This is a genomic window from Staphylococcus sp. SA22 (assembly GCF_054165785.1).
The window spans coordinates 1-1642 of the sequence record NZ_JBSZQY010000032.1 but is presented as its reverse complement, the minus strand read 5'-3'; the positions used below and the strand labels follow the sequence as shown (position 1 = coordinate 1642).

Sequence of the window (1642 nt, the reverse complement as noted above, 5' to 3'; positions counted from 1 at the left end):
TTTGAATGTTAAATAAACATTCAAAACTGAATACAATATGTCACGTTATTCCGCATCTTCTGAAGAAGATGTTCCGAATATATCCTTAGAAAGGAGGTGATCCAGCCGCACCTTCCGATACGGCTACCTTGTTACGACTTCACCCCAATCATTTGTCCCACCTTCGACGGCTAGCTCCTAAAAGGTTACTCCACCGGCTTCGGGTGTTACAAACTCTCGTGGTGTGACGGGCGGTGTGTACAAGACCCGGGAACGTATTCACCGTAGCATGCTGATCTACGATTACTAGCGATTCCAGCTTCATGTAGTCGAGTTGCAGACTACAATCCGAACTGAGAACAACTTTATGGGATTTGCTTGACCTCGCGGTTTCGCTGCCCTTTGTATTGTCCATTGTAGCACGTGTGTAGCCCAAATCATAAGGGGCATGATGATTTGACGTCATCCCCACCTTCCTCCGGTTTGTCACCGGCAGTCAACTTAGAGTGCCCAACTTAATGATGGCAACTAAGCTTAAGGGTTGCGCTCGTTGCGGGACTTAACCCAACATCTCACGACACGAGCTGACGACAACCATGCACCACCTGTCACTTTGTCCCCCGAAGGGGAAGGCTCTATCTCTAGAGTTGTCAAAGGATGTCAAGATTTGGTAAGGTTCTTCGCGTTGCTTCGAATTAAACCACATGCTCCACCGCTTGTGCGGGTCCCCGTCAATTCCTTTGAGTTTCAACCTTGCGGTCGTACTCCCCAGGCGGAGTGCTTAATGCGTTAGCTGCAGCACTAAGGGGCGGAAACCCCCTAACACTTAGCACTCATCGTTTACGGCGTGGACTACCAGGGTATCTAATCCTGTTTGATCCCCACGCTTTCGCACATCAGCGTCAGTTACAGACCAGAAAGTCGCCTTCGCCACTGGTGTTCCTCCATATCTCTGCGCATTTCACCGCTACACATGGAATTCCACTTTCCTCTTCTGCACTCAAGTTTTCCAGTTTCCAATGACCCTCCACGGTTGAGCCGTGGGCTTTCACATCAGACTTAAAAAACCGCCTACGCGCGCTTTACGCCCAATAATTCCGGATAACGCTTGCCACCTACGTATTACCGCGGCTGCTGGCACGTAGTTAGCCGTGGCTTTCTGATTAGGTACCGTCAAGATGTGCACAGTTACTTACACATATGTTCTTCCCTAATAACAGAGTTTTACGATCCGAAGACCTTCATCACTCACGCGGCGTTGCTCCGTCAGGCTTTCGCCCATTGCGGAAGATTCCCTACTGCTGCCTCCCGTAGGAGTCTGGACCGTGTCTCAGTTCCAGTGTGGCCGATCACCCTCTCAGGTCGGCTATGCATCGTTGCCTTGGTAAGCCGTTACCTTACCAACTAGCTAATGCAGCGCGGATCCATCTATAAGTGACAGCAAGACCGTCTTTCACTTTTGAACCATGCGGTTCAAAATATTATCCGGTATTAGCTCCGGTTTCCCGAAGTTATCCCAGTCTTATAGGTAGGTTATCCACGTGTTACTCACCCGTCCGCCGCTAACATCAGAGAAGCAAGCTTCTCGTCCGTTCGCTCGACTTGCATGTATTAGGCACGCCGCCAGCGTTCATCCTGAGCCAGGATCAAACTCTCCATAAAA

Annotated in this window: 1 rRNA gene; it reads right to left on the bottom strand. The window is 49.9% G+C overall.

The annotated features are described in order from the left end of the window. Nucleotides 1–89: 89 nt before the first annotated feature. Nucleotides 90–1641: ribosomal RNA gene (locus ACXQH5_RS13685) — 16S ribosomal RNA — on the bottom strand. Nucleotide 1642 lies beyond the last annotated feature (1 nt).